General features: G+C 58.6%; 22 protein-coding genes and 2 pseudogenes. 18 read left to right on the forward strand and 6 right to left on the reverse strand.

Annotated elements, in window-relative coordinates:
* Positions 1 to 268 precede the first annotated feature (268 nt).
* Together JKG68_RS34845 and JKG68_RS34850 are read left to right on the forward strand one after the other, a co-directional pair.
* Entirely contained in the window at positions 269 to 397 is a 129-nt protein-coding gene (locus tag JKG68_RS34845; protein ID WP_376773200.1) for a DUF4396 domain-containing protein, read from the forward strand.
* A gap of 11 nt (positions 398 to 408) precedes the next feature.
* Complete coding sequence (locus tag JKG68_RS34850) at positions 409 to 801, forward strand: hypothetical protein (protein WP_202063902.1); 393 nt, start codon at positions 409 to 411, stop codon at positions 799 to 801.
* Between the two features lie 5 nt (positions 802 to 806).
* On the opposite strand, the gene JKG68_RS24195 is transcribed toward JKG68_RS34850, so the two are convergent.
* The 3 genes from JKG68_RS24195 to JKG68_RS24210 all read right to left on the reverse strand — a co-directional run bounded on the left by JKG68_RS24195 (position 807) and on the right by JKG68_RS24210 (position 4,065).
* Complete coding sequence (locus JKG68_RS24195) at positions 807 to 2,006, reverse strand: ABC transporter substrate-binding protein (protein ID WP_202063903.1); 1,200 nt, start codon at positions 2,004 to 2,006, stop codon at positions 807 to 809.
* A 490-nt stretch (positions 2,007 to 2,496) separates the two neighbouring features.
* The gene (locus JKG68_RS24205) at positions 2,497 to 3,273 is read right to left on the reverse strand and encodes an SDR family oxidoreductase (RefSeq protein WP_202063904.1); all 777 of its coding nucleotides are present in this window, start codon (positions 3,271 to 3,273) and stop codon (positions 2,497 to 2,499) included.
* Positions 3,274 to 3,348: 75 nt separating this feature from the next.
* Positions 3,349 to 4,065, reverse strand: a complete 717-nt coding sequence (locus JKG68_RS24210; RefSeq protein WP_246515802.1) for a GntR family transcriptional regulator — start codon at positions 4,063 to 4,065, stop codon at positions 3,349 to 3,351.
* Between the two features lie 83 nt (positions 4,066 to 4,148).
* Between JKG68_RS24210 and JKG68_RS24215 the strand changes: the two genes are divergently transcribed.
* From JKG68_RS24215 to otnK, 15 genes are all read left to right on the forward strand, one after another.
* Entirely contained in the window at positions 4,149 to 5,399 is a 1,251-nt protein-coding gene (locus JKG68_RS24215; RefSeq protein WP_202063906.1) for an ABC transporter substrate-binding protein, read from the forward strand.
* A gap of 129 nt (positions 5,400 to 5,528) precedes the next feature.
* Positions 5,529 to 6,404 carry a branched-chain amino acid ABC transporter permease gene (locus JKG68_RS24220; protein WP_202063907.1) on the forward strand — a complete coding sequence of 292 codons (876 nt, stop codon included), beginning with the start codon at positions 5,529 to 5,531 and terminating at the stop codon, positions 6,402 to 6,404.
* A 5-nt stretch (positions 6,405 to 6,409) separates the two neighbouring features.
* Complete coding sequence (locus JKG68_RS24225) at positions 6,410 to 8,926, forward strand: branched-chain amino acid ABC transporter ATP-binding protein/permease (RefSeq protein ID WP_202063908.1); 2,517 nt, start codon at positions 6,410 to 6,412, stop codon at positions 8,924 to 8,926.
* A gap of 21 nt (positions 8,927 to 8,947) precedes the next feature.
* A complete protein-coding gene (locus JKG68_RS24230; RefSeq protein WP_202063909.1) occupies positions 8,948 to 9,880 on the forward strand; it encodes a 3-hydroxyacyl-CoA dehydrogenase in 933 nt (310 codons plus the stop codon).
* A gap of 20 nt (positions 9,881 to 9,900) precedes the next feature.
* Positions 9,901 to 10,827, forward strand: coding sequence for a 3,5-dioxohexanoate:acetyl-CoA acetone transferase (kce, locus tag JKG68_RS24235; RefSeq protein WP_202063910.1), 927 nt, complete (start codon positions 9,901 to 9,903; stop codon positions 10,825 to 10,827).
* Between the two features lie 170 nt (positions 10,828 to 10,997).
* Positions 10,998 to 12,044, forward strand: coding sequence for a cyclase family protein (locus JKG68_RS24240; RefSeq protein ID WP_202063911.1), 1,047 nt, complete (start codon positions 10,998 to 11,000; stop codon positions 12,042 to 12,044).
* Between the two features lie 152 nt (positions 12,045 to 12,196).
* Positions 12,197 to 13,504 (forward strand): histidinol dehydrogenase, encoded by a 1,308-nt coding sequence (gene hisD, locus JKG68_RS24245; protein ID WP_202063912.1) that lies wholly within the window; start codon positions 12,197 to 12,199, stop codon positions 13,502 to 13,504.
* Positions 13,501 to 14,274 (forward strand): SDR family NAD(P)-dependent oxidoreductase, encoded by a 774-nt coding sequence (locus JKG68_RS24250; protein ID WP_202063913.1) that lies wholly within the window; start codon positions 13,501 to 13,503, stop codon positions 14,272 to 14,274. The genes hisD and JKG68_RS24250 overlap by 4 nt, the downstream gene beginning before the upstream one ends.
* Before the next feature lie 380 nt (positions 14,275 to 14,654).
* Positions 14,655 to 15,635, forward strand: coding sequence for a TRAP transporter substrate-binding protein DctP (dctP, locus tag JKG68_RS24255; RefSeq protein WP_202063914.1), 981 nt, complete (start codon positions 14,655 to 14,657; stop codon positions 15,633 to 15,635).
* Positions 15,632 to 16,132 (forward strand): TRAP transporter small permease, encoded by a 501-nt coding sequence (locus JKG68_RS24260; RefSeq protein WP_202063915.1) that lies wholly within the window; start codon positions 15,632 to 15,634, stop codon positions 16,130 to 16,132. Before dctP ends, JKG68_RS24260 begins: the two co-directional genes overlap by 4 nt.
* A complete protein-coding gene (locus tag JKG68_RS24265) occupies positions 16,129 to 17,406 on the forward strand; it encodes a TRAP transporter large permease (RefSeq protein WP_202063916.1) in 1,278 nt (425 codons plus the stop codon). Before JKG68_RS24260 ends, JKG68_RS24265 begins: the two co-directional genes overlap by 4 nt.
* A 567-nt stretch (positions 17,407 to 17,973) precedes the next feature.
* Entirely contained in the window at positions 17,974 to 18,918 is a 945-nt protein-coding gene (gene ltnD, locus JKG68_RS24270) for an L-threonate dehydrogenase (RefSeq protein WP_202063917.1), read from the forward strand.
* Positions 18,919 to 19,180: 262 nt separating this feature from the next.
* Positions 19,181 to 19,897, forward strand: coding sequence for a 3-oxo-tetronate 4-phosphate decarboxylase (gene otnC / locus JKG68_RS24275; RefSeq protein WP_202063922.1), 717 nt, complete (start codon positions 19,181 to 19,183; stop codon positions 19,895 to 19,897).
* A gap of 4 nt (positions 19,898 to 19,901) precedes the next feature.
* On the forward strand, positions 19,902 to 20,711 hold the full coding sequence (locus JKG68_RS24280) for a hydroxypyruvate isomerase family protein (protein ID WP_202063918.1): 810 nt from the start codon (positions 19,902 to 19,904) through the stop codon (positions 20,709 to 20,711).
* The gene (gene otnK / locus JKG68_RS24285) at positions 20,708 to 21,973 is read left to right on the forward strand and encodes a 3-oxo-tetronate kinase (protein ID WP_202063919.1); all 1,266 of its coding nucleotides are present in this window, start codon (positions 20,708 to 20,710) and stop codon (positions 21,971 to 21,973) included. The genes JKG68_RS24280 and otnK overlap by 4 nt, the downstream gene beginning before the upstream one ends.
* A gap of 342 nt (positions 21,974 to 22,315) precedes the next feature.
* Here otnK and JKG68_RS24290 read toward each other — a convergent pair whose 3' ends face one another.
* Together JKG68_RS24290 and JKG68_RS24295 are read right to left on the reverse strand one after the other, a co-directional pair.
* Positions 22,316 to 22,819: a hypothetical protein gene (locus JKG68_RS24290; protein ID WP_202063920.1), complete on the reverse strand. Its 504-nt coding sequence runs from the start codon at positions 22,817 to 22,819 to the stop codon at positions 22,316 to 22,318.
* A gap of 218 nt (positions 22,820 to 23,037) precedes the next feature.
* Positions 23,038 to 23,364, reverse strand: coding sequence for a hypothetical protein (locus JKG68_RS24295; protein ID WP_202063921.1), 327 nt, complete (start codon positions 23,362 to 23,364; stop codon positions 23,038 to 23,040).
* 285 nt (positions 23,365 to 23,649) lie between these two features.
* Here JKG68_RS24295 and JKG68_RS24300 point away from each other — a divergent pair.
* Positions 23,650 to 23,997: pseudogene (locus tag JKG68_RS24300) on the forward strand (transglutaminase-like cysteine peptidase); the annotation flags it as partial.
* A gap of 65 nt (positions 23,998 to 24,062) precedes the next feature.
* Here JKG68_RS24300 and JKG68_RS33715 read toward each other — a convergent pair.
* Positions 24,063 to 24,513: pseudogene (locus JKG68_RS33715) on the reverse strand (IS6 family transposase); the annotation flags it as partial.
* Positions 24,514 to 24,749: the final 236 nt, after the last annotated feature.

Consider the following 24,749-nt stretch of genomic DNA (forward strand, 5'->3'; position numbering starts at 1 on the left):
TCGATAGGACAGGTTTTGGGGTCGGAGCCATCAACCTGGAGTGAACGCCGCGACACCGCTGTGATCCTACGCCGGGAAGATTTGGTATCTGGTGAGCGCTAAAACCGGACCACGCCTTGTTGCGGCCGATATAGAACATCGGCGGGTTGGCCAAAATCATAACCATAGAAGGATGTAGGAATGATCACGGGCCGACAGTTGAAGTTCATAACTCTCGTAGCGTTGGGGTTAGCGGTAGGGATGGTCAACACCGCAAGCGCAGCCGCCGCTGTCGAGCCCGCTGTTCTGGGGCAGCCTTGCATTCGCCCTGGTGATTGCCGGAGCGTTCGCGTTCCCGCTCAACCGCTGGCTCATCGCCCGCGGACGGGGACATGCCCTCGTCCACGCCCATCACTGAAGGAGGTCGCCATGCGTGTTCTTCCGACGATCCTGGCAGCCACGGCACTCGCCCTCGCGCCGACCTCCCTGGCTTGGGCCGACCCGGGCCATGCCGGCCATGACCACGCCGTGGAAGCGGCCTACGGCCGTCCCGGCGACCCCGCGAAGGGCGGCCGCATCGTCCAGGTGTTCATGAAGGAGACCGACAGCGGCACCTTTGCGCCCTCACGGACAAAGCTCCTGGCAATCTCCAGACCAATGCCACCAGCACCTGCCGTCACGAGACCCCGCAAACCCCGAATTCCTAAATCCATTGCTGCCTCTTTCCATTGCCGAAACAGTCTCCCGCCGTCCTGGCGAACCGTTCATGGATCAATTCGCAAGCAGATATGGCCGGGCTCCCCCGGCCCTATCCGCATTTGAAGCAATCAGCCTTTCACGAGAGGGCAGCCGCCTTCGTTCAGGGGCCGGAAGGCCTGATCAGCCGGGATCGTGGCGAGTTGCTTGTAGAGATCCCAAGGGCCCTTGGACTCAGCTGGCTTCTTGACCTCGAACAGATACATGTCGTGGATCTTGCGGCCATCCTGACGTATCATGCCCTTGCCGAACAGTGGATCGTCCGTAGGCATCTCCTTCATCTTGGCCATGACCCGCGCGGTATCCTTGCCCTTCAGGGCCTCGACCGCTTTGAGGTAGTGAAGCGCACCGGCGTAGACGCCTGCATGAACCATGGTCGGCATCTTCCCGCCGTTCCGCTCGGCGAAGCGCTTCGACCAGGCCCGGGTCTGGTCATTCTGGTCCCAGTAGAAAGCCTCGGTCATGACCAGACCTTGGGCCACCTGAAGGCCTAGCGAATGAACATCGGTGATGAAGACGAGGAGGCCGGCAAGGCTCTGGCCACCCTGAACGATCCCGAACTCTGCAGCTTGCTTCATCGTATTGGTAAAGTCACCACCCGCGTTCGCGAGGCCGATCACCTTGGCACCCGACGACTGCGCCTGCAGCAGGAACGACGCGAAGTCCTGACCGGGGAAGGGATGCCGAACCGTGCCGACGACCTTGCCGCCAGCCTTCGTCACCAGGGCTGCCGTGTCACGCTCCAGGGCATGGCCGAAAGCATAGTCCGCCGTGACGAAGAACCACGTGTTTCCTCCGCGCTTCACCATGGCGCCACCGGTCCCGTTCGCGAGTGCCCATGTGTCGTAAGTCCAGTGAACGGTATTGGGCGAGCACTGGGATCCGGTCAGATCCGAGGTACCGCCGCCTGAATTGATCAGGATCTTGTTCTTCTCGCGGGCGATGCCGTTCACGGCGAGCGCCACGGACGAGGTCGGGACATCGAGAATGACGTCGACGCTCTCTTGGTCGTACCATTGCCGCGCGATGCTGGCGCCGATGTCGGGCTTGTTCTGGTGATCCGCTCCGACGATGTCGACCTTGATGCCCTTCTCGGAAGCTTTGAAGTCTTCAGCGGCCATGCGAGCCGCAATCACTGATCCTTCGCCTGTAAGGTCGGAGTAAACGCCGGATCGGTCATTCAGGACGCCCAGCTTGACTGAGGTCTGCGCCTGCACGCCTCCTGTCATGGCTACCGCAGCTAAGGCGCTGAGAACATAACGCGTCTTCATTGTTTCCTCCCTTTTTAGGACATCCATCTTAGGCATGCATGGGAACGAATGAAAAGCCGGACGACAGCCGCGCCTCTGTGCTTTCGACAAAGCGTCTGAAGGCATTCACGGCTGCCGGCACTTCGGCGGTAACCCGTTGGCGGCGAGGCTCCTTCACATTGCTTAGGTGTAGCGCGTGGGGAATTGGAAATCGGGACGGCATAAACCGGAGAAAACTGACTACTCACGTTCAAACAGGACAGAGCAGAATTTCGGGCGACCATACGGCAGGTCTCCTTAGACGTCGAGTTGATTGCCTTTTCTACGAAACGGAATCAGTTTGGGTTCAGCTATCCATAACAGCAGTCTTGCAGGGTCTTGAGCCTGTAAGCATGATTGTAGACATCCACGAAGATTTGCAGGTGCGCCCTGAGTTGGCCATGCGTGTCGTAGTTGTAACGCTTGACCGTGGCATCCTTTCGCCATGCCGCGTGATTGGCCAAACTCGAGCTTAGGAGAGCATCTGAAGGTCAGCGTCGATGGCAATCGCCTGACCGGAAATGGTTCGCCCACGAGGTGAGCACAAGAATACAATCTGGTCGGCAAGCTGCTGGGCCGTCACGTATTCTTTCAGCGACGCATTAGCGAGCGCGGCCTGCTCCATTTCCCCAAAGGAAACGCCCTGCTGCTGCGCCTTAGCTTCCAGCACGCGGCGTTGCCGATCGCCTGCCACGATCCCAGGCAGAATCGCGTTCACGCGGATTCCGTCCTGTCCGAGTTCGCGGGAGAGAGATTTAGTTAATCCGATTACAGCCCACTTGGCTGCCGCATAGGGGGAGCGTAGCGGGAAGCCGAAACGACCTGCGGCGGACGAAACGTTGATGATTGATGCATTCTGGCTCTTCCTCAAGTGAGGAACCGCCAAGCGAGTGCAGTTGAATTGCCCGGTTATGCACACATCCAGGCAGCGATCCCAGTCCTCGGGATTGATCTCCTCCACTCGCCCAGTTGGCCCAGCGATACCGGCGTTGTTCACGAGAACGTCGAGCCCGCCCAAAGTCCCCAAAGCATCCTCAAACACTTGGGTCATCCCAGCCCGATCGGCCACATCCCCATAGGATGCTGTCAGCTTTGGATCGGATGAGGGGATCGCCTTAAGGGCATTACGGTCGACGTCACAGGCATGCACCCGAGCTCCTTCGCGGAGAAATGTGCGGGCAATCTCAAGCCCGATGCCAGCCGCACCGGCTGTCACTAAAACACGCAGTCCGGCAATATCGAGATCCATCGTTATCGTCTCCGTCTGTACTTTCTCTCATGGAAGCGGGTACAGTTAGTGGATCATCCTCTGAAATGGCGACGGCTAATTCAGCAGGCGTCCAGTGCTCTCGATAAAGCTGGCTGCTCCCTTGACATCATCCGTGAGCGCCTTGCGGGCGCTCGCCCCGTCTCGTGCCTCCACGGCCGCCACGAGACGCCGATGCTGCTCCGCCGCGCCGCCAGTACGAAGTCGATCCGGTGAAATTTTGAGGTCGAAGTTGAGCACCGGCCCAATCTTCAGCCAAAGACCCTCAATGATGCCAACCAGAGTAGGCAGGCCTGTGGCTCTGTAGACGGCGAAGTGCAATTCCTTGTTGGCTCGCACGGCTTGGTCGGCCTGCGGGTCCGGGCTGCGGGCCTGATCAAGGAAAGCCCGTTCGAAACGCTGCATGGCCATAAGGTCCGCATCCGAACGATTGCGTGCCGCCTCCTCAGCGGCAAAGCCCTCGACCGCCAGCCTAACGGCGGTTAGTTCGCAAAATCGCGCGCGGCTCATCAACGGCACGCGTACCGCGCGATTGGGTAATACCTCAAGAGACTGGTCCGACACCAGACGAGCGACCGCTTCGCGTACCGGCATGATCGATACACCGAGCGTTTCCGCGATGCTGCGAAGGGACATCCTTTGCCCGGGAGCGAGTTCACCGCTCATCAGGAGCTCACGTAATTCGGCGTGAACGCGCTCGCCCAGGGTTACTCGTTCAAGACGGCCGATCTGGGTGATCGCCGTTGGGGTCTCAATAAGTCGGGGGCTCGACAAGTTGCTCATCTTAAGACAATCTAACTGTGATCACAGATCGCGGCAAGTAACTGCGACGGCTTAATTCGGAGAAGGAAACGCCAATGGTACGACCTTTCGATTTCACCCGCCGTACACTCCTCAAGGGAGCAGCCAGCGCCACTACGCTCGTCGGCATCGGTATGCCCGCCATCGTCAAAGCTCAGGCCGATGTGATCCGGATCGGCCATCTCACGCCTGTCACCGGGTTCCTCGGCCCGCTCGGAGAATTCGCCCAAATGGGCGTGAGGCTCGCGGCCGAGGAGATTAACGCGGCCGGCGGCGTCCTCGGCCGTCCGGTTGAACTCGTGATTGAAGACTCAGTCAATCCACAAACCGCGTCGGCCAAGGCCGAACGCCTGATCGAACGTGACAAAGTTGCGATGATCATCGGCGAAATTTCGTCCGCCTCGGCGCTCGCCATCGGTCAGGTCGCCAACCGAACCAAGACCGTGTTTATCAACACGGGCGCCAACTCGGACGCGTTGCGCGGCGCGAGCTGCAATCCATTCACGTTCCACATCGAGGCTGCGAACTCGATGATGGTGCTGGCGGTGGGCAACTACCTGAAGAGTGAGAACATGATCAAAGGGAAGAAGTGGTATTCCCTGACAGCTGACTACGCCTTTGGACACGATCTCTTCCGGGTAGCTAAGAAGTTTGTGACTGAGAACGGCGGCGAGTTCGTCGGTGAGGAGCTAGTTCCGACCGACGCCACTGACTTCAGCCCCTATCTTTTGAAAATCCGCCAGGCGAGGCCCGACATTGTGGCTTCGAACCTCGCCGGCAACCAGATCACGAACTTCATCAAGCAATATGCCGAGTACGGCCTGCAATTCCCAATCACCGGCTTCGGCTTCGACACAGCGGTGGCTTGGGGTGCAGGCAAGGGCAACTTCTCCGGCATCTGGCCACTAGTCTGGCACCACCTCGTCGACTCGCCCTCATCCAAGAACTACGTCTCGGCCTTTACCAAAAAGTATGGCAAGCCGCCCGAGAACCAGTCCTGGGGCGATTACAACTCCCTCAAGATTGTCGCTCAATCCTTTGCCGAGCTGAAATCCACTGATCCGCAGAAACTCGCGGAGCACCTTCGCAAGGGCGCGAAGTTCGACATCCTAAAGAGCCGCGAAGGCTACTTCCGCGCATACGACAACCAGATGGTCCAGGAGATGTACGCCGTGCGGGCAAAGGACGCCAACAAGATGAAGGACCAGTGGGATATCTATGACCCGCTGGGCTCTGTCCCTGGGTCAAGCGACAGCCTTGAGGTCCTTGCTCCACCGCAGGACGGTGCGTGCAAGATGCCGGCCTGACGGGGCCGCTCACTGGCGAGGCCGGGCGGCGCAATGTCGTTTCCAGCCCCATCAGGAGCACGACATTCCGTTTTCCTCTTGTCCCGAGTCCTCCTCGCGGATGTCCTATGGCCCGAAAAGGAGTCTCGCTTGGCGATCATCTTTCTCCTTGAGCAGGTGCTGAACGGTCTTCTGGTCGGCGCGTACTATCTGCTGATTGCTCTCGGTCTATCGCTCATCTTCTCGCTTGGCGGCATCGTGAATCTCGCCCACGGTGCTTTCTACGCGATTGGCGCCTACCTCGCGGTATCGCTGACGCCCTGGATAGGCTTCGGCGGCGCGTTCTTCGCATCGCCGCTGCTCGTTGCACTCTTGGGCGTGCTGATCGAGCGGTTCCTCTTTCAGAAGTTCTACAGGGCAGACCCGATCTTGAGCCTGCTTCTGACCTTTGGTCTTGCAATGATTATCGAGCAGAGCCTGCGGATGACCTTTGGCGCAGCTCCTCTGCCCTTCTCAATCCCGCCCGCGTTGCGGGGACAGGTGTTTGTCGGCGATTTTATCTATCCGCGCTATCGCCTCATCATCTTCGGCGTGGCGCTCGCGGCCGTCACCGCTACCTGGTTCCTGGTCTACCGCACCGCCTTCGGCCGCGTGGTACGTGCAGGCGTGCAGAACCCGGACATGGTAGGGGCGCTTGGCATCTCGCTTCAACCCTACATGACGGCAGTGGTGGCGCTCGGACTTGGGCTTGCAGGTCTCGCGGGCGTCCTGCTCGCGCCGATCTCGGGAGTTCATCCGGCTATGGGGGCCGAGATCTTGACTGCAGCCTTCGTGGTAGTGGTCATCGGAGGACTCGGCTCCTTCTGGGGTGTGATCGCAGCGGCCGCGCTCGTGGGTGTGGTCCGCGGCCTCACCATCTACTTCTTCCCGCCCGCCGGTGAGGCGTCAATGTATCTGCTGATGGCGCTTGTGCTACTCCTGCGCCCGCGCGGATTGCTCGGCGAACGCATCCAGAAATTCGAGTAAGCTCCATGCGCAAGGATTATTGGCCTCTCCTGATTGCGGCACTAGCACTCGCAGTGCTCCCCTTCGCCCTCGCTCCTCTCGGCCTGCCCCTCCGCTCGTCCATCGACGTAGTGCTGTTTGCCATTGCCTGTTTAGGCCTCAACGTTCTGGTCGGCTATACGGGCCTCGTCTCCTTCGGTCATGGCGCATGGTTCGGACTGGGAGCCTATGCGGCGGCGCTGAGTCAGCTCAACTGGTTTACGGGCAGTGTGATCCTGCCGACGCTTTTTGCGATCGTATTCATCGCCGTGGCATCGTTTCTCCTTGGCGGTCTCATCCTGCGCCGGCGCGGCGTCTACTTTTCTCTACTAACGCTTGCCCTTACGGCTATGCTCTTCGCCGTCGCGTATCGTTGGACAGCGCTGACAGGGGGCGAAAGCGGCCTCGGCGGGGTGGTGCGCGCCAACACGCTTGGGCTCGATCTGAGCTCGGACTGGACATATTACTGGGCCGTTGCTGCCGTCGGTTTGATCGTCTGCTTCGTGCTGGTGCGCTTTCACAACTCGCCCGTCGGCACCGTCCTCGTGGCGATCCGCGAGAATGAGCAGCGCGCGCAATTTCTGGGCTACCCGACTAGTCGCTACAAGCTTGTCGGATTCGTGGTCTCAGCAACCGTCGTTGGGCTTGCGGGTGTTTTATCCGTGTTCAACCATCGCTTCGCCTCGGCTGAGCCTTTGTCGGTGGCCTTCTCAGGTGAACTGATCGCGATGGTTGTAATCGGTGGGATGCGCAGCTTTCTCGGACCGGCCCTCGGCGCCCTCTTCTACATCCTTTTTCGCGAATTCCTGTCAATCTGGACCCCCCATTGGCTGTTCTATTTTGGCATACTCTTCGTGGGCTTCATCATGCTCTCGCCGACAGGATTGGTAGGAGTGGCCCAGAGGATCACGGCTCCCTTCCGGCCTAAAGTGACGGAAGAGGCAGCCATGGCCGGCCGGACGCTCACCGATGAGCCGCTACCGTCCTTCCTGAGACCTCTGGATCATATGGACGGTGTTATCCTTGAGGCGCGCGGCATTGCCAAGAATTTTGGCGCGCTCAAGGCGGTCCAGGGCGTCAACATCGCTGTACGCGACCGGTCGCTTCATGCCCTGATTGGGCCCAACGGGGCAGGGAAAACCACAGCCTTTAACCTGATTTCCGGGTTCTATACGCCAGACGAAGGTGACATCTTTCTCAAGGGTCAGTCGATAGCCGGTCTCTCTCCCGAAGCAATCACCCATGCGGGCATCGGACGCTCCTTCCAAATCACGAACCTCTTTCCCGCCTTGAGCGTGGAGGAAAACCTGCGGCTAGCGGTGCAGGCTCGCCACCCACGGCGCTTCGATCCTTGGACCAATGCCCGATTGATTGCTCAGATCGAAACGGAAACTTCTGCGGTGGTCCGTTATCTGGGAGTCGCCGGCATCGAGCGAGCTGAGGCGGGTGAGCTCTCGTATGGCGGACAGCGCCTCCTCGACATGGGCCTCGCACTCGCGACGAAGCCGAGGGTTCTCCTGCTGGACGAGCCTCTTGCAGGGCTCGCTGCAGCTGAACGCCAACGCATTGGCGACATCATTAAGCGCATCTCCTCGGACCTGCCGATGCTGCTCGTGGAGCACGACATCGACCGCGTGTTCCAGATTGCAGACGCCATAACAGTGATGAACGAAGGACAGGTTCTCGTGGACGGAACCGTCGAGGATGCGCGCTCAAGCCCAAGAGTGCAAGAGATCTATATCGGCTCGGGGGCGGAGACGGTTGCGGCCAAGCCCAGAGAAAGTGCCGTCGAGCCCGCGACGTTGCTGGCTGCAAGCCACATCAACACCTTCTACGGCAAGAGTCATGTGCTGGTCGATGTATCGTTCGATGTTCATCAGCACGAGATCGTGGCGCTGTTAGGCCGAAACGGAGCAGGAAAGTCGACCCTGCTTAAGACCCTGACAGGCATTTCACGACCGGCCTCGGGCTCGATCACCCTCGACGGCCATGAGATTGCAGGACGGCCATCTCACGAGATCGCCCGGCTCGGCATCGGCTACGTGCCGCAGGGGCGCGGGCTATTCGCCGGGATGACGGTGGGCCAAAACCTTGAACTCGGCAGACTCAAGCGTGAGACCGGACATGGCGTGCGGTGGGATCTGGACAGGATCTTCGAGTACTTTCCCCGGATCCGCGAGCGGATCGACACCCCGGCTGATTTCCTCTCAGGAGGTGAACAGCAGATGGTCGCAGTCGCCCGCGCGCTCTCGGGCGACGTGAAGGTGCTCCTCCTGGACGAGCCCTTCGAAGGTCTTGCGCCGACCATCGTCGAGCAACTCTTCGAGAGCTTCGACAAGCTTCGGCATGAGGTGTCGATCATTATCGTAGACCACCATCTGGATCTTGCGCTCGCTCTATCCGATCGGACGGTGGCTCTGGAACGAGGACGGGTCATTCATAAGGGTCCGTCGAAGGATCTGCGCGACGATCTCGCGCTCCGCCGCAAGGTGTTGTGGCTGTAGGCCTAAGAAGGGGAGGCTTTAATGGCAAGTGTTGCGATCATTGGCGCTGGACTGATCGGCCGATCCTGGGCGATCGTGTTCGCCAAGGCGGGCTGGCAAGTGCGCATCACGGATCCGGAGCCCCGAGCGCTTGAGAGCGCGTCCCGCCTCATCCGCGAGGGGCTTGACGAAATGGCTGCCCACGGCCTTGTAGCAGACCCGGCGCTCGCGATGGACCATGTTGCGGTCATGCACTCCCTTGCCGATGCGGTCAGCGGCGTGGACATTGTTCAGGAGAACGGTCCCGAGATCGTCGATACGAAGCTGGCGATTTTTGCCGAACTTGACCGGCTGTGCCCAGATCATGCCATTCTGGCCTCGTCGACCTCGGCGATCGTGGCATCGCGTTTCACAGAATCACTGCCGGGTCGCGCCCGCTGTCTGGTCGCGCATCCTGTCAATCCCCCCCATCTGGTGCCGCTCGTCGAACTCTGCGGCGCTCCTTGGACTGCGCCCGAAACCATCGAGCGGGCCCGCACAATATACGAGAGCATTGAGCAGGTTCCGATCATTGTGAACCGAGAGGTCGAGGGCTTCGTTCTCAACCGTTTGCAAGGCGCGCTTCTGGCTGAGGCCTTCCGACTAGTCGGCGAGGGCGTGGTCAGTCCCCAGGATCTCGATAAGACATTAAAGGATGGCCTTGGCTTGCGCTGGTCCTTCATCGGCCCGTTCGAGACCATCGAACTCAACGCGCCCGGCGGCATCGCTGATTACTGCAACCGCTATACCGGGTTCTACCGTAGCCTCAGTGCAGACCCGGCGAAGCCTGATGTCTGGAACGAGGACAACGTGGGCCGCATTCTGGAAGCCTGGGGCGGAACGCCCAGCGCAGACACGCTCGCGTACCGTTCTGTCTGGCGAGACAAGCGCTTGGCTGCCCTGAAGGCGCACAAGAAATCCCAACCCGAAGTATGATCCTAGGAGGGAACAAGTCCATGGCCCGCAAAGTCATTATCACCTGCGCCGTCACAGGTGCGATCCATACGCCGTCGATGTCCCCTCATCTGCCGATCACCCCTGAGGAAATCGCCGAAGCAGCCATCGGCGCAGCCGAGGCCGGCGCCGCGATCGTGCATCTGCATGCGCGGGACCCGCAGAATGGAAAGCCAAATCAATCCCCGGAAGCGTTTGCGCCTTTCCTGCAGGTCATCAAGCAACGGTCGAACTGCGTCATCAATATCACAACGGGCGGCGCGCCCACGATGTTGGTCGAGGAGCGCGTAAGGCCGGCGGCCCATTATAAGCCGGAGGTCGCCTCGCTGAACATGGGATCGATGAATTTCGGCCTCTATCCAATGCTCCACCGGTTCAACGAGTTTAAGTATGACTGGGAGCTTCCCTACCTCGAAGGCTCCAGGGACCGGATCTTCCGCAATACCTTTACAGATATCGAGTACATCCTGACCACCTGCTCAGAAAATGGCACGCGGTTCGAGATTGAATGCTATGATATCGGGCATCTTTATACACTTGCCCACTTCGTTGATCGCGGCATCATCAAGCCACCTCTTTTCGTTCAGAGCGTTTTTGGTCTTCTCGGAGGCATTGGGCCTCACCCGGAGGATGTCGCGCACATGAAGCGCACAGCCGACCGGCTGTTTGGGGATAATTATCAATGGTCGGTGCTCGGCGCGGGGAAGAACCAGCTCGCAATCGCCGCCCAGGCAGCTTCCATGGGCGGCAACGTCCGGGTTGGGCTGGAGGACTCACTGTGGATCGGACCCGGCAAGCTCGCTGAGTCCAATGCCCAGCAGGTAAAACTCGCGCGACAGATCATCGAAGGACTTGGACTGGAGATTGCCACCGCCGACGATGCCCGTGCAATGCTGACGCTGAAAGGTGGCGATCGCGTCAATTTCTAGGAGGAATTTGCTCGTACTGCTGGACGCCACGCTGCACGACCTGACGCCGCTCTATCGGCCATGCTGATCCCTATACTAACCGGCTTCTTTTCGTGATCGCGCACTCTACTTCAATAATGCTATCTGCTGCTGGCATGATCCCTGCAAGATCTGATGAGGAAGGAAACAAAATGAGCCTTGCTAAATCATTGATCGTCTCGATTAGCCTAGCCGGCCTTTTCTCCGGTCCCGCCCTTGCCCAGGACGGAGGCATGAAGAAGTGGGTCCAAGGCAAGGGATGGGGCTGGGTTTGGGGGCATGAGGATGAAATCGGGGCCTTGAACGAGATGACGGATGCGTCCCGCCTTGCGGCCCTGCAACTAGTGAAGCAGGGTAAGACGTACGACCTCGGTCTTCCCTATGACCGCATGTCCTATAAGTGGCCAGGCCATAGTCCAGGGGAGGTAATCAGCTTTCGTTCACCTGCAGGGGTAAGGACGCAAAAAGATCTGAGCTTCGCGACGCCTGAAGGCGGCAACACGGGCGGAACTGCGTGGCACAGCAACGCTATCTTTATGAATGACAACGTGGCTACACAGATCGATGGCCTCGGCCATATCACCCACGGTCCGGACAGCCACTTCTACAATGGCTTCAAGGCAGCAGAGTGGGGCGGCGACTTCGGATTGCGCAAAACCGATGTCACTACTATTCCGCCTGTCGTTGCCCGTGGAGTGCTGATCGACGTTGCGGGCTACAAGAAAGTCGACGCGTTGCCATCCCATTACGAGATCAGTGTTGAGGACCTTGAAGGCGCGCTCCGTGCCCAAAACGTTGAGGTTACACCCGGCTCGGTCGTGTTGGTTCGGACTGGAACAGCACGCTATTGGGGGGAAAATGGGAGCGACCATACCAAAATCGGCGAACACGACTCCTCTGGAATAGGTCTGAAGGCTGCCAAGTGGTTGGTCGAGCAAAAAGGCGCCTTGATGCTCGGGTCGGACACTTCCGGTCTCGAGTATGTTCCTCCCAAGCCAGAGGACTCCCAGGCCATGGGCGGCAGCTTCAATCCCGTTCACGTTTATCTGCTGGTTGAACAGGGCGTCCACGTTTTGGAGTTCAACAACCTTGAACGGCTCGCCGCCGACAGGGCTTACGAATTTGCTTACATCCTGACGACGAATGCCATTCGCGGCACGGTTGCCGGGACAGCTTTGCGGCCGCTTGCCCTACGCTAACACTCTTCTCCTGGGAGAGCCCCGCTCTCCCAGGAGAAGGCGACTGCAAGATCCGCACGCCTGATGCTGATAAGTGGCATTGTCGCCGCCAAAGCAAAAGGCACTCAGCCTCTCTCTGCATCTGTACGGCACGACAGGATAAGGAACTTTATATGGCCAACTATCTCAAACGGGGCCGTGATGTTGCCGCCATCGAGGAAGACGACGCAAAGGTTCGTGCTACCGTCGAAAATGTGCTCGCGGATATTTCCAAGCGGGGCGATGCTGCCGTTCGCGAACTCTCGGTCCGTTTCGATGGCTGGGATCGAGCCGATTACCGACTGACCGATCAGGAGATTCAAGACTGTCTCGGGCAACTTTCCCAGCGGGATCTTGATGATATCCGTTTCGCGCAAGCTCAGGTGAAGAACTTCGCTGAACATCAGCGCGCTTCGATGAAGGATCTGGAGGTGGAGACGCTTCCTGGTATTGTGCTTGGACACAAGAACATCCCGGTAAACTCAGTCGGATGCTATGTGCCAGGGGGAAAATACCCACTCCTTGCATCAGCTCACATGTCAGTGATCACTGCCCGGGTCGCTGGCGTTCCCCGAGTAATCACATGCGCCCCACCTTTCCAGGGTAAGCCGGCGCCGGCCATCGTGGCCGCGCAGCATCTCGCCGGCGCAGACGTGATCTATTGCCTCGGTGGCATTCAGGCGGTCGGTGCGATGGCGCTCGGCACGGAAACAATCGACCCTGTCGATATGCTCGTCGGCCCCGGCAACGCTTTTGTAGCCGAAGCCAAGCGCCAGCTCTATGGCCGGGTCGGCATCGACCTTTTTGCAGGTCCGACAGAAACGCTTGTCATTGCAGATGAGAGCGTCGATGCGGAAATATGTGCGACAGATCTCCTCGGTCAGGCGGAGCACGGGCCGAATTCACCCGCCATTCTGCTCACGACTTCGGAGAGGCTCGCCCAGGAGACTATGGCCGAGGTCGAGCGCCTGCTCAAGGTCCTTCCTACCGCCGCCATAGCGCAAAAGGCCTGGAATGATTACGGGGCAGTGATCGTCTGCGAATCAGACGAGGAGATGGTGCGGGAGGCAGATGCCATCGCGTCAGAGCATGTGCAGGTAATGACCCACGATCCCGACTACTTCCTCCAAAACATGACCAACTATGGTGCCCTTTTCCTAGGCCCACGCACAAACGTATCCTATGGAGACAAAGTCATCGGTACCAACCACACGCTCCCGACGAAAATGGCAGCTCGCTATACAGGAGGTCTATGGGTGGGCAAGTTCCTAAAAACTGTTACTTACCAGAGGGTGTTGACGGACGAGGCCTCGGCGATGATCGGCGCATATTGCTCACGGCTTTGCATGCTGGAAGGTTTTGTAGGCCATGCGGAGCAGGCTAATATCCGCGTGCGACGCTACGGCGGTCGCAACATTCCTTATGGAGCAGCAGCGGAATGACCGCCGTGCTTCTCCCGAAATCCCCGTCGTTTCGACTTGACGGGAAGCGCGCGCTCGTCACGGGGGCAGGACGCGGCATCGGCCTTGCAGGCGCAGCGGCGTTGGCTGACGCCGGGGCGCATGTGACGCTCGTCGCCCGTGGTCGCGATGAGATTGAGGCTGCGGCGAAAGCGATCCGGGATCGTGCCGGCAAAGCTGTGGCGCTCCCGCTTGACATGAATGATTTACCGGCCGTGGCTGAGGCAATTGGGCAGAAAGATCCTTTCGACGTCCTCCTCAACAACGCAGGTATGAATCGCCCGATGCCCTTCGTCGACGTTACACTCGCGGATTTCGATGCGATTATGAGCCTCAATGTACGGTCAGCCTTCTTCGCCGCACAGGCCGTGGCTCGCCGGCTTATCTCTGCAGGCCGGTCGGGCTCCATCATCAACGTTTCATCGCAAATGGGACATGTGGGCGGCGCTGACCGTACTGTGTACTGCGCCTCAAAATTTGCGGTGGAGGGCATGACGAGAGCCATGGCCGTTGAGCTCGGGCCGCATGGTATCCGCGCAAACACGCTGTGTCCCACCTATATCGAAACACCCATGACAGCGCCGTATTTCATGAATGCGGCCTTCAAGGATCGGGTTCTCTCAAAAATAAAGCTTGGCCGACTGGGGCAGGTAGAGGATCTGACAGGAGCTATTGTGTTCCTGGCAAGCGATGCCTCGAGCCTTATGACAGGATCCTCACTTATTGTGGACGGCGGATGGACTGCCGAGTGACAGGCGAGGGAGAAAGCCGCGGCTTTGGGCTCTGCAATCGACACAGTTGTCTGGCCGGCGTATTGCGTCATCGTCAACGGCGCGTATGGTCAAGAGGGACAGGGCATTCCATGCATCGAAATTTTTTGAAGTTCGATTGCCGAGTGACAACCACAACCATTCATAGCGCAGTGTTCATGCAAGCTTCGCAGCACCGAACTTACACTGCGCAAAGCCACGGAGGAAAATGCCTGCCAATATAGCTTTTTTGCCTATGTACACGACATCGACAAACCAACTACCAATGAAGATGTCTGGAGACGTTAGTACTCACATCAACTTCAGTGGACCATGAACAAGAAGAAGTCTGGCCGCCTGACGGGCACTTTTGGGAGGAATTAATGAACTATCGCAGGCTGCTGAAATACAGTGTTGCAAGTATCGTTTTGGCGTGCGCGGCCCCACAAGCGTGGGCACAGGGCAAGCAGGTCACAATCACTCATTCCTCAGCAACGAACAGTCACTGGGGCGTAGCCGCCCTAGAGTTCGAGAAGGTTGTCGAGGCGTTGTCCAAGAACAAGTACAACGTAGTCGTGCAGCGTCTCGATAACGAGCGCGAAGCGGTAGAGAGTGTTCAGCTTGGCTCACAGGAATGTGCGTTGGGATCAACTGGCCCAGTGGGCAACTTTGTCCCGGACATCCGCGTGCTCGACGTGCCGTTCCTGTTCCGAGACTACGCCCATGCCCGAGGAGTGCTTGACTCGGAAGTCGGTGACAAGCTGCTCGAGAAGTTCAAAGCTCGTGGGATGATCGGCATGGTCTGGATGGAGAATGGCTTTCGTCACCTGACCACCGGCAAGAAGGAGGTGCAATCTCCCTCTGACGTTCGCGGCATGAAGATCCGCACCATGGAAAACCAGGTTCACATGGAGGCATGGAAGGCCGCGGGTGTGCTGCCCACTCCTATGGCTTTCTCCGAGCTCCCCTCGGCCTTACAGCAGGGAACCGTCGATGGCCAGGAGAACCCTATTCCTGTTATCCTTGCAGGTAATTTCGATCAGCTTCAGAAATATCTATACCTGACGAGCCATGTTTACTCCCCTGGTGTTCTAGTCTGCGGTCTAGACTTCTGGAACGGACTATCGGCCGAGGATAAGAAGATCTTCCAAGATGCCGCCAAGGCCTCTGTGAAGGCGAATCGCAGCCGGGTCGAGGAGGATGAGCGCAGCGGCGTCCAGGAGCTACGCCGGCGTGGCATGGAAGTTCGTGAGGTCACTAACCGCGAGGCCTACCAAGAAGCCATGAAAACGGCCGTGGCGAACTTCGAGAAGCAGTTCGGCGCCGACGTCCTGAAGACCCTCCGCGAGTGGAGACCTAAGTGAGATCGCTGACAGCCGCATTCCTCCGGCTGGACAAGGTCACGACACTGGCTGTGGGTATCGCAGCCAGTGTCGCCCTGGCAGTCGCAGTGGCCGCCGGTTTCTGGCAAGTCACAACCCGCTTCCTCCTGGAATCGCCGGCCACCTGGTCCGAGGCGCTCGTGCGCCTGGCGCTGATATGGATGGTGCTTCTGGGGTTAGCCGTGACTCTGCGCCAAGGCGCCCTCGTTTCCATTGACATCGCACATCGCTACTCCACAGGCCCGGCCAAACGCGCTATCGAAGCTGTTGCGCTTTTCAGCACTCTCTTCCTGCTTGCCGTCCTGTTCTGGTTTGGATGGGAGATGACCAACCGGGTTCGCTTCCAAGAAATGGCCGGCCTCGAGATCTCCATCTCCTGGGGCTATGCGGCCATCCCGGTGGGTGCAGTCTTTGCCGCAATCGGTGCGATCGCGAATTTTCTCGACTATCGGTCCGAGGAGTTGGAGGCTGCAGTATGAGCGGTGCTATGCTCGCAACCATGATGGTGATGTTCGCTATCAGCATCCCTATCGCAGTCGCCATCGGTTTAGCAGCCTTCGTGGGGCTAGCCGGCTTCACGAACCTACCGCTAACCGTTACAGCTCAGCAAGTCTTCGTCGCGTTGGACAGGTTCCCGCTTGCTGCCATCCCGTTCTTCATCCTAGCTGGCAATCTGATGGATATAGGCGGCTTGTCACGCCGCCTTGTAGAGCTGGCGCGCGCTTTCGTCGGCGGCATTCAGGGAGGTCTCGCGGCCACCTGCGTGGTTACCTGCATGATCTTTGCAGCGATCTCGGGGTCGAGCGTCGCAACTACCTTCGCAGTGGGCGCCGTTCTGATCCCAGCCTTGAAGCGCTACGGCTATCCGATTGGCTTCGCGGCTGCCCTCCAGGCTACTGCGGCCGAACTCGGTGTGATCATCCCGCCGTCCATTCCCATGATTCTCTATGGCGTGGCGACGCAGACCTCCATTCCGGAGTTGTTCATCGCCGGCTTCGCGCCTGGCCTGCTCATCGCTGTCGCCTTGATTGCAACAGTATTGGTCTGGTGCCGGATAAAGGGTTGGGGCAAGCGGGATGCGGAGGGGCGGCTGGGCAGGCGCGTGGCCATTCGCCAGGCATTTTGGGCTCTTCTGATGCCTGTGATCGTGCTGGGCGGAATCTACGGAGGTGTCACGACACCGACGGAGGCAAGCGTGGTCGCAGTAGTTTACGCGCTGATTGTCGGGCTTTTCCTACACCGGGAGCTTACCTTCGCGGACCTGCTGCCGGTATTCAGGAAGTCGGTCGTCAGCTCAACAGTGATAATGTTCATTATCGCAACTGCGAGCCTGTTCAGCTACTTGCTGAACCGACAGGGTATACCGGACGCTGCGGCGGCGTGGTTGACCTCCACCTTTGAAGGTCCGGGAATGTACATGCTGGCGGTGAATTTCTTTCTGTTCCTCGTGGGCATGTTCATCGAAACGAGCGCCAGCATCATCGTGCTCGCTCCTATCCTTCAAGAGGCCGCACAACGGGTCGGCATCGACCCTGTGCATTTCGGTACTGTGATGGTCGTGAACCTTGCCCTGGGTATGATCACACCACCGTTCGGAGTAAACCTCTTTGCGGCTGCGCAGGTCGCGGGCTGCTCGATTGACAAAATGCTAAAACCACTAATGATTTTCATTGCGGTCATCATCACATGCCTCATGATTGTCGCATATGTGCCAGCGCTCAGTCTTTTCCTGCGCGATATTGTCATGCGTTGAAGGCTGCTTCACCTGTCAACTAGGAGGCAGTGCAAAATGGCTCCAGGATACACACCGGCCTACAATTGTATGCGGAGCGACTTAGACTGCCAACACCGGTGCATTGGCAATAATTGGGTGTAGTGAACAACCGCCCCCTGTAATCTGTCATGGAGCCCACCGCACACGGCTTCGGTCAGCTAATGAGGCGCAAGAGGTTTGCATCAAACATTGTTGTAGTCAGGGAGTCCCGTAGTGGATGCATCCAGCAGGCATTTACAAACAGGTTCGCTTGTAGATGGTTCACATAATGGCCAGGAACCTGGGACACACGGCTGAGAACAGCGGGCAGGACGCTGTTTACTACAAAACGGCGGAAGAGCCGAATACGAATGAATAGAACCATTTGGCCGCCGACAATCTCGCCGAGACCCGTCAAACCGAACTTTCACGGTCCATCGCTCGGAATCCGGCATGTGAGGAGCACATTTGGGGAAATGCTGGGGTCATGGGATAGTACGCGTCATGAGTTTCTAATTAATCTATAGAAAACAGCTATCCAGACCTCGCAACTGGCAGGACGAGATAATGACAGGAAGACCACAGGTGCCCTCGGGAACGCAAACCGGGCATATCTTTCGGGTGGCAGTGATTGGCCTCGGCTCTATGGGGTTTGGAATAGCGTCCTCGTTGAGGCGAGCCGGCTTTAGCGTCGTGGCCTTCGATGTTGCTGCCGCTAGGATGGAGCGATTCGCCGCCGAAGGCGGCTTTTGTGCCGCGTCGCCTGCAGAAGCTGCAACCGATGCTGATGCTGTGGTGTCTGTGGTGGTGAATGCCGCACAAACGGAGGAAATCCTTTTTGGGCCGAACGGGGCCGCGGAATCCATGCCTAATGAAGCGGTGCTCATTTCGTCGGCCACAATGGAGCCCGAAGCAGCCATTCGCCTGGCCAAACGGCTTGAGGCATCTGGCCGCCATTATCTGGACGCGCCGATCAGCGGCGGAGCTCAGCGTGCGGCGGAAGGCGCATTAACCATTCTGGCTTCGGGCAGCACGGCGGCATTTGCCAAGGCACAGCCTGCTTTGAACGCAATGGCTGCGAAGCTGTACGAGCTCGGAGATACGCCTGGAACAGGCGCGGCCTTCAAGATGATTAATCAACTGCTGGCTGGCATTCATATCGTGGCGGCTTGCGAGGCCATGACCTTTGCGGCCAAGCAGGGGCTCGACATTCAAAGGGTTTATGAGGTGATCACAGCGTCGGCAGGCAACTCCTGGATGTTCGAAAACCGTATGCCTCACGTGCTGGCAGGTGATTATACGCCGCATAGTGCAGTTGATATATTCGTCAAGGATCTTGGGATCATTCAGGATATGGCGCGCAGCGCAAAGTTCCCGGTACCCGTGGCAGCTGCGGCGTTGCAAATGTTTGTCATGGCGTCCGCCGCTGGAATGGGTCAGGAGGATGATGCCTCAGTCGCGCGGCTTTATGCGCAAGTCACAGGAGTCAGCCTTCCAGATACGACAAGCTGATCACCGGACAGTTTATACAACTATAGACGAACTTCGTATCCACTACAATGGCAATGGAGGGCCGGGCAGATGGGCTGTCGCCGTGGCAGATCACGAAGAGATGAGCAGCGCCCAAGAGGTGCGAGATGTCGGGCGCCTAAGCCGGGTCTTGACTGCACATATAGAGCAAGTCTGGGAACGCGTCAGGAACTCCATATAGCGGTTAGCTCCCACGCTGCCGCCACCCAATCCTCCATACCTACCTTTCGAGGGCATGGACATGATCGCTGAAAGCGACCTTCGCGAGTCGATCTGCCGCTTCGGGCGCTCTTTGTTCGAGCGTGGCCTGACGGCAGGATCCTCGGGTAACATCTCGGTTCGCTTGGATGATGGGGGCTGGCTGACAACGCCGACCAACAGCTCACTCGGCTTCCTTGACCCTGCGAAGCTTAGTCATCTGGACGCAAATGGCCAGCTCGTCTCTGGCGACGCGCCGACGAAGGAACTGCCCCTCCATTCTGCCCTTTACGAAACCCGCAAGGACGCTGGTGCAATTGTTCATCTGCATTCGACCCACTCGGTTGCAGTCTCGATGCTGCCGGATGTGAACCCCAGCAACATTCTCCCGCCGCTTACAGCCTATTACGTTATGCGCGTCGGTCGGACCGCTCTTGTGCCCTATTACCGCCCTGGAGACCCTGCGGTCGCGGATGCGATTCGCGGGCTTGCTGGCAAGTACAGCGCAGTGCTTCTCGCCAACCATGGACCAGTTGTAGCCGGCAGGGATTTGGAAGCTGCGGTTTATGCGACGGAGGAGTTGGAGGAGACTGCAAAGCTGCGGCTGCTTCTCCATGGCCTCAATCCACGGCTGCTAACGCGAGCGCAGGTGCGAGACCTCGTCACGCACTTCAAACTGGATCAAGCGACTGCGGAAGACAATTCCGAGCAAGACCATGATCACTGCTCTGAGCCTAACTACCGCTCCCATGAGGGTGAATGAACCAATGCCCCGTTTTTCCGCCAATCTCGGCTTTCTCTTCTCCGATCTCCCTGAACTGGAACGTGTCGCAGCGGCAGCGCGGGCTGGCTTCAAGGCTGTGGAAATGCACTGGCCATATCAGGTGCCCGCCTTGCAGATGCGCGATGCTCTCCAACGAAGCCAAGTAGCAATGCTGGGTTTGAACACTCCAGTAGGGAACGCTGCGGGCGATTTCGGTTTGGGAGCACTGGTAGGTCGCGAGGATGAATTCCAGCAGGCTGTGAACCAGGCTCTCTCCTATGGAGCTGCCATTAGCGCAGCTGCTGTTCACTGCATGGCAGGAGTAGTGACCGCAGATGCAATGATGGAAGCTGAGCGCACGTTCATTGCCAACCTGACGGTAGCAGCTGACAAGGCTGCGCAGGCTGGGATGACGATCCTAATCGAGCCGATCAATCACCGTGATAAACCAGGCTACTTCCTCCATCACATCGAACAGGCCGCCTCAATCATCGAGAAGGTCGGGCGTGCGAATGTCAGGATTATGTTCGACTGCTACCACACACAGATCATGCAGGGCGATCTGACGAGACGACTCAAAGAGTATCTTGATTCAATCGGGCATGTCCAGATCGCAGCGGTTCCGAGCCGTGCTGAGCCTGACGAAGGAGAGCTCAATTATCCCGACATTTGTCGAACGCTCGATCATCTCGGGTACGACGGTTGGGTCGGCGCCGAATACAAGCCGCGTGGGCGAACAGAAGATGGGCTTAACTGGCTCTCTGCGTGGTCCCAGGATCAATCATCTCCGAACTCTGGTGGAGATGCCGTATGAAACTCGGATGTATTGCGGATGACTTGACGGGAGCCACGGATCTGGCCTTGATGCTGGCTCGTGAAGGGCTCCGGACCACTCAGACAATTGGAGTTCCGCGGTCAGACCTCGATCTGTCGGGGTCGGATGCGATCGTGGTAGCTCTAAAGTCTAGAACTATTCCTCCACAGGACGCCGTCGACCAATCGCTGGCGGCTGCGGCGGCTCTCCGGAAGGCCGGCGCGCAACATCTGTTCTTCAAGTATTGCTCCACCTTCGACTCGACGGATGAGGGGAATATCGGGCCGGTGACGGAGTCTTTGCTTAGGTTTGCTAACAGCGAATTCACCCTCGCCTGCCCTGCCTTTCCTGCCAATGGCCGCACAGTCTACAAGGGTCATCTTTTCGTGAATGGGGTACCACTGCACGAAAGCAGTATGAAGGATCACCCACTCACACCAATGCGGGACTCCAATCTTGTGCGGGTCCTTCAGCGACAGACAAAGCTCTCCGTTGGCCTCGTTCCCTACGAGGACGTAGACCCCGGCCCGGATGCCCTTCGCGCTGCCTTCGGGCGTCAGAAGGCTGCTGGGCACCAGATCGTGATTGTTGATGCGCTGACGGACGATCACCTGAGGACCATCGGTCTTGCCGCGGCTGACTTCCCATTGATTACAGGTGGGTCGGGCGTCGCCATGGGCTTGCCTGCAGCCTATCGGCAGGGCACAACGTATGCGCCTGTCTCTCTGGGCACAGGCTTTGACTTTCCCGCGGGACGCAGCATCATCCTGGCCGGTTCGTGCTCGAGCGCCACTCGGCGTCAGGTCGAAACCGCGATCAAGGCAGGCCTTCCAGCTTACCGGCTTGATCCCCTGGATCTCGCGTCGAGGAAGGTCACGGCCGAGATGGTCCTTGAGTGGCTAGCCAGACAGCATGCAAGCGGGCCAATCCTGATATATTCCTCGGCACCACCGGAAGAAGTGCAGGCTGTTCAAAGCAAGCTCGGCCGAATGAAGGCAGGAGAGATCGTTGAAAATACTCTCGCGCAGATCGCGCGGGCTCTTCCTGCGCTAGGCGTGACGCGCATTGTGGTCGCCGGTGGCGAGACATCGGGCGCTGTCGTGAACGCGCTTGGTGTCGAGGCCCTCGCAATCGGACCTGAGATCGACCCCGGTGTCCCATGGACCCGCTCGCTCGGAGGAACCGACCTCGCGCTCGCGCTCAAGTCTGGAAATTTTGGGAACCCAGACTTCTTCCTGAAAGCTTGGACTATGCTTCGGTGAAGCACATAACTGACCCGACTGGGTGGAATTGGACCAGGTTGATCGAAAGAATTGACCCGAAACCAAGGAGCTCAAGATGCCGAAGAGGAGGTTTCGTTCAGACAGAAGACATTCGAGTATGTTCAAGTGCCTTACACAACGGCTCATCACGGGGCCCGCTTCTCGACGATTTATCGCTAGCAGAGCCTGCCAGTCCACAAGGATCTTCTCCGCAGAGGCAGTGGCATGGAACTGGCTGAATGCCCTGAGGCGCAACCAGCCCGGGTTAGCCTGCGGGTCCTGTTGGGAAAGGTCTCGCGGGAGGCATGTTCCGGTTAGATCATCGCCACACCACGTCAGAGCTTAGAAAATACCGACGAACCACCCTTGGAACTTCTCGATCAGTGGATGTTCATCGACAGATGTTGGTGCAGCACGCTGCTGGACATCAGCCATCCGCGTCCTCGCCTCGTCTGGCGTCAGCTCATCAGCTTGCCGGCCGATCGCGAGTGCGCCAGTAAGGATTTCAAGACGCTGCTGGAACGAAAGCCGCCACCGCATGCGAGCAGCAATGTAGGCTTCCCGCTCCTGCTCCACCTCCAGCGTGTCGGCACAGGCTAAACGGGTGACGAGGTGCAGCAGTTGCTGCCGCTCTTGGTCGGAGGCCTCGTCGTTCAGCTGCATCGCCAGTGTGCAGATCGGACGGGAGAAACACTTCGGCATGTCATAAACGGAGCGTACCGGCCGGTACGGAAAGCCCGCTGCCACAATGGCCGCCTCGTTGATGCACGTTCCGCCATCTTGTCCAGGAAAGGTGTGCGAGCCTTGTTTCAGCTTCCAATTCAGGATGTGGTCGAAGCCATGCATGATGACCATCCTTATGCACGCAAGACAGGCATGGTGCTCCCCAGGTGTCATCTTTGTCAATCATGAGAGCGCACCATTGTGGATGGCAGCAAGGCCTGTCGCAGCAGTTAATACGAGGCATGCTTCCTAAAGCTTGAGCCGGTATCACGTCGGCGCCGAAGGTCGTTCGCACGATGGCCGATTGAGCTTGGCGCCGGCTTGGACCGACCCTGCTATGCCTACTGTTCGGTGAAGAAGGTCAGCAGGACCTTGCCTTTCTCGCCGATCAGGCAGACGAAGCGGTTCGGCTTGTCGCTCTTCTCACGCTGCAGGTAGGCGTCGCCCATGATCACCATCTTGACCGGGGTGTCTTCCACTTTGGTCTCAGCTTTGGAGATTGCCAGACCATCGATGTCGAAGGTGAGGTCCTTGATCGCTGGGGAGCGCTCCTTCAACGCGACCAGACCAGCAAGCCGGCAGGCGTCCACTTCCACCGGCACCTGTGCCTGAGCCGGATAGACCAGGATCGTTGAGGCGAGAACCGCGCCTAGTGCACCAAACCGCATTGACCGCTCTCCTGTAAGGATCCCGCTCCCCTGCATGAGGCGCTGACGTATTAGCCGATGGCTCTGTGGCAAAACCATGCTCAGACAACAGGATTGAGAGAGCAGTCTTCGGTGAAACTCCAGCATCAAAGCAGCTTCAGACCGACCTCAGCCGCGGTGACATGATCAATAGCTGTTGTTGTGTGGCTTGCGGCCTCATTGTCAGCAGGCAAATGCCTAGCCTAACGGGCGGCTCGGGGTGACGGATGCCAGTGGTGTTGGCTTCAGGTGGGATAGTTCCCCTCCGAGCCCGGGTCCGACGAGGACCACTGGGGCGTTGAGGATCGCTGGGACCTCGCCGAGGACGGCTACGGCGACTGCGAGAACTACCAGCTCGTGAAGCGCAGGCGCCTTGTCGAGGCCGGGTTCCCGCGGCGGGCTCTGCGCATGACTGTGGTGATCGACGAGGAAGGTGCCGGCCGTTCCGTGATGATGGTCCGTACCAACCGCGGCGACTTCATCCTCGACAACAAGCGCAATGCCATCCTGCCATGGCAAAAGACGAACTACGTCTACATTAAGCGCAAGGGTAACGAGGGCTCGCACTGGGCGTCCCTGGGCTGCAGGACCCGAGGGCGTTATCACGGGTACTGAGACCGAGCCGCAAAAGGGCTAAAAATCCACCTCGCCTGTGCGGCGATAGTTGCACTCCGTCATTGCTACGCGGCTTGGGCTCTAAAGAAGCGCAGGGTACGGCGTGAAATGAGATGGCGCTGGAGGTTGAAGGTGTTGTAGATCGCAGGATGCACCGACAGGAAGTGCTGAGCTGATCTCGGTGACTTGAAGCCTTGCAGCTTTCTCTCGTCGTCGGACCACTTGATGCGAGTTCTCGGCCCTGTTGTTCTTGCGTAGGCCGTGCTCATGATGAGCGGAAAGCCCCAACTCCCGTCGAGCTGCTCCATAGGACGGCAGCTTGTCCGTCACGAGCACGCTCGGAGGGAAGCCCTGCTTCTTCAGCAATTTGCGCATAAGCTTGAGAGCGGCTGCTTTATTCCGCTTGAGTTGGACGAGGATATCCAGGATCTCACCCTCGCTATCGACGGCTCGCCACAGGTACATGCGCTGCCCCTGAATGGAGGCCACCATCTCGCACCGTTTGGGCTGCGCTGCCATAGAGCTTTCGCACCTTCCTCATGCTGCAGGCTCCTGCTCCATAGGCCAGATATCAGGGAGCAGTTTACTCGTTCTCTGTCGTGCACTGAAACATAAAGGGAGGGAACACGGGGTTTATCATTGGGGTGTTTCAGGCGACATAGGAGCTGCATCGGCTGGAGCACCTGTTCCAGATGTGTTCCCAGTAGTCGGTGGCGTGGCAAGCTGCTGCCTTGCGCCGGCCAGTTGGCTTT

Source organism: Microvirga aerilata, assembly GCF_016743775.1.
Classification (GTDB): Bacteria; Pseudomonadota; Alphaproteobacteria; order Rhizobiales; family Beijerinckiaceae; genus Microvirga; species Microvirga aerilata.